Annotated in this window: 2 protein-coding genes and 1 pseudogene; 2 read left to right on the forward strand and 1 reads right to left on the reverse strand. The window is 71.1% G+C overall.

From position 1 onward, the window contains the following. The coding region (locus VFF46_RS25870) for a sulfatase-like hydrolase/transferase (protein ID WP_325039810.1) at positions 1–1,297 on the forward strand (1,297 nt) is incomplete at its 5' end. A 7-nt stretch (positions 1,298–1,304) separates the two neighbouring features. Here the strand turns inward: VFF46_RS25870 and VFF46_RS25875 are convergent. Next, on the reverse strand, positions 1,305–2,501 hold the full coding sequence (locus VFF46_RS25875) for an ROK family transcriptional regulator (protein ID WP_325039811.1): 1,197 nt from the start codon (positions 2,499–2,501) through the stop codon (positions 1,305–1,307). Positions 2,502–2,602: 101 nt separating this feature from the next. Here VFF46_RS25875 and VFF46_RS25880 point away from each other — a divergent pair. Further along, positions 2,603–3,418: pseudogene (locus tag VFF46_RS25880) on the forward strand (hypothetical protein); the annotation flags it as partial.

Consider the following 3,418-nt stretch of genomic DNA (forward strand, 5'->3'; position numbering starts at 1 on the left):
CGCCGCCGGCTACCACACGCAGATGACCGGCAAGTGGCACCTCGCGAACGAGCGCGAGCAACCCTCGGACACCTGGCCGACGCGGCGCGGGTTCGAGCGTTTCTGGGGGACGATCAGCGGGGCGGGCAGCTACTTCCAGACGACCACGCTGCACGACGGCGAGACGCCCGTACCGTTGTCCGCTCTCGGGCCGGACTTCTACTACACCGACGAGATCGGCGAGCACGCGGCGGCCGCGATCCGCGAGGCGGACCGGCCGTTCTTCGGGTACGTCGCGTTCACCGCGCCGCACTGGCCGCTGCACGCGAAGGAGTCCGACCTGGCGCAGACCCGTGGCGCGTTCGACGAGGGCTGGGACGTACTGCGGACGCGTCGCCGGCAGCGCCAGCTCGACGCGGGCATCTGCGCGGCGGACGCGACACTCGATCGGCGCGATCCCGACGTACCGGCATGGGAGGACGAGCCCGAGCAGCGGTGGCAGTTGGAGCGGATGGAGGCGTACGCCGCGCAGGTCCGGGCGATGGACCGTGCGGTCGGGACCATCCTGCAGGCGCTTGACGAGACCGGGCAACGGGAGAACACGATCGTGGTGTTCCTGTCGGACAACGGCGGATGCGCTGAGGAGCTGCGCAGCGATGCCGAGGGTGCGCAGGAGTTCCGGCGGCACCACCTGATCATCCCGCCGAGCGCTCCGGACGGTACGCCGATGAAGGTCGGCAACACGCCGGAGATCCGGCCGGGGACGGCGGACACGTACACGAGCTACGGGCAGGCGTGGGCGAACCTGTCGAACACGCCGTTCCGGTTGTACAAGCGATGGGTGCACGAAGGCGGTATCGCGACACCGTTGATCGTGTCGTGGCCGGCGGGTGGGCTGACCGAGACCGTGCTGGACGCGCCGAACCAGCTGACCGACATCGCGCCGACGTTGCTCGAGGCAACGGGCGTACCGGCGCTGACCGAGCGCGACGGGATCGAGCTGACGACACCGACGGGCCGGAGCATGCTCGGGCTGCTGCGTGGCGGTCCGGCCGACGAGCACGACCTGTTCTGGGAGCACATCGGCAACGCTGCCGTGCGGTCGGGGCGGTGGAAGCTGGTCCGGGAGTACGAGGGCCCGTGGGAGCTGTACGACCTGGCGACCGACCGGAGCGAGAGCCACGACCTGTCCGAAGCCGAGCCGGATGTTGTGAAGGACCTGGTCGACCGCTGGCAGCACTGGGCTGACGCGGTCGGCGTGATCCCGTACGGCGACGTACTCGCGGCCCGCGCGGCGATGCCGAACCAGCCGGCTTGAGCGAGTGCTAGGCCAGCGCGGGGACGAGTGCCTCGGGGGAGCGGTAGACGGCGTCGAGCATGATCGCCGCGGCGGCGATACCGAGCCCCTGCGGGCCGAACGCGCTGGCCCGGATCCGCGCCGGGGCATCGCCGCCACGGTCGGCCCCGAGCTTGGCCAGCGCCGCGTCGCGCAGCACCGGGACCTGGTCGAACGGGGCGGTGATCCCGCCGCCGATCACGACCAGCTCCGGATCCAGCAGCTCGATCAGCGTGGCGGTCGCGCTACCGACGAGGGCGGCCCGGTCGTGCAGCAGGCGGCGGGCGCGCGGGTCGCCGTTCACCGCCAGGTCGAACACGTCGTACACCTCCTGGTCGTCGGTGATCAGCCCGGCCGCGCGGGCCCGCCGGGCGACCTCGAGGTCCCCGGCGACGACCGCGAAACAGTTGCGGCTGCCGCACGTGCACGGCTCGCCGGACCGCCCGGGGACCGGGAAGTGGTCGAGACCGCCGGCCGCCGAATGCTCCCCGCGGTACGGCGAGCCGTTGAACACGAATCCCGCACCGGCGACATTCCCGACGAACAGGTGGATGAAGTTGTCGACGCCGACCGCCGCGCCGAACCAATGCTCCGCGAGTGCCAGCGCGCGCACCTGCGAATCGACGATCACCGGCAGCTCGACGAGCTCCTGCAAGGCCGCGGCGAGCGGCGCGTCCTGCCAGTCGAGGACCGGCTGACTGTGGACCAGCCCGGCCGCGCTGTCGACCCACCCGCCGGTGCTCGCGCCGATCCCGAGCACGGTCACGCCGTGCCCGTCGATCACCTTCCGCACCGAGCGTGCCGCGCTGCGGACGAGCCGGCTGAAGCTCGTCGTACGCTCCGACGTGTGCGTCTCCGCGAGCAGTTGCCCGCGGAGGTCGATCAGGCAGATGTTGACCCGGTGCAGCCCGAAGTGCACCCCGATCACGCCGTACGTCGACTCGTCGATCGCGACCGGCACCTTCGGGCGGCCGGTGCCACGCTGGGCCGGCTCGGGGGACTCGCGGACCAGGCCGGAGCGGACCAGCGCCCCGGTCAGCCGGGTGACCGAGCCGGTGGACATGCCGATCGCGGCCGCCAGGTCGGTGCGGGCGGTCGGGCCGGAGCGCATCAGCTCACGCATGATCGTCGAGTAGTTCTGCTGCCGGAGGTCGCCGATCTGCGCAGAACGCGTGAACTCCTTCATGGGAACGGTTCTAGCACGCCCGGGCCGTCCGGACACGTTGACACCCTCGATCCGGGCCAATTATCTTCAACTCAAAGAAAATTGCGGAAGGGAGGCCGGCCGTGCGTACAGAGGCGACGTTCACGCTGCGGGGGACGGCCGGCGCGACGATCCGCCCGGAGATCTACGGGCAGTTCCTGTCCCGCCGCCGCTGGGTGGCCGACGAGGCGCTGCACCACCCCGGCCACCCGGACGCAGGCCCCGACGGGTTGCGCCGTACGGTCGTCGACGCAATCGCGGAGCTCGGCGCGCCGGTGGTCCGCTGGCCGGGCGGCTGCACCGGGACGTCGTACGAATGGGAACGCGGGGTCGGTCCGGACCGGGAGCGGACCGTCGACTGGCACTTCGGGTACGACGTCGGCAACGGCTTCGGTACGGCGGAGTTCGTCGCGTACTGCCGGCGGATCGGCGCCGAGCCGCAGATCAACCTGAACACCGGCACCGGCTCGCTCCGCGAGGCGCTCGCCTGGGTCGAGTACTGCAACGGCACCGGAGACTCGGTCTACGCGAACCTGCGCCGCGCGCACGGGTACGACGAACCGTTCGACGTCCGGTACTGGCAGATCGGCAACGAGGAATGGGGCGCCTGGGAACTGGGCCAGCTCGACCCGCGGCAGAACGCCGACCGCTGCCGCGAATGGGCGAAAGCGATCAAGCGGATCGACCCGGCGCTGAAGGTGCTCGCGATCGGCTGCTTCGAGCCAACCCAGTCGATCGACTGGAACCTCGCGCTGCTGCGGGAGGCGTGGGACCACATCGACTACCTGACCCTGCACACCTACTGGCCGTTCGACCCGGCCACCGAGGACGGCGACTACACCCGGGTGCTCACCGGTCCGTACCGCGCCGAGTCCGCGATCGTCGCGATCCAAGGCCTG

Source organism: Kribbella sp., assembly GCF_035655035.1.
In the GTDB taxonomy this organism is placed as follows: Bacteria; Actinomycetota; Actinomycetes; order Propionibacteriales; family Kribbellaceae; genus Kribbella.

Bases quoted from the DNA above. Each gene is read 5' to 3' on its own strand.
- VFF46_RS25875 (WP_325039811.1), bottom strand. From the start codon at position 2,501: ATGAAGGAGTTCACGCGTTCTGCGCAGATCGGCGACCTCCGGCAGCAG.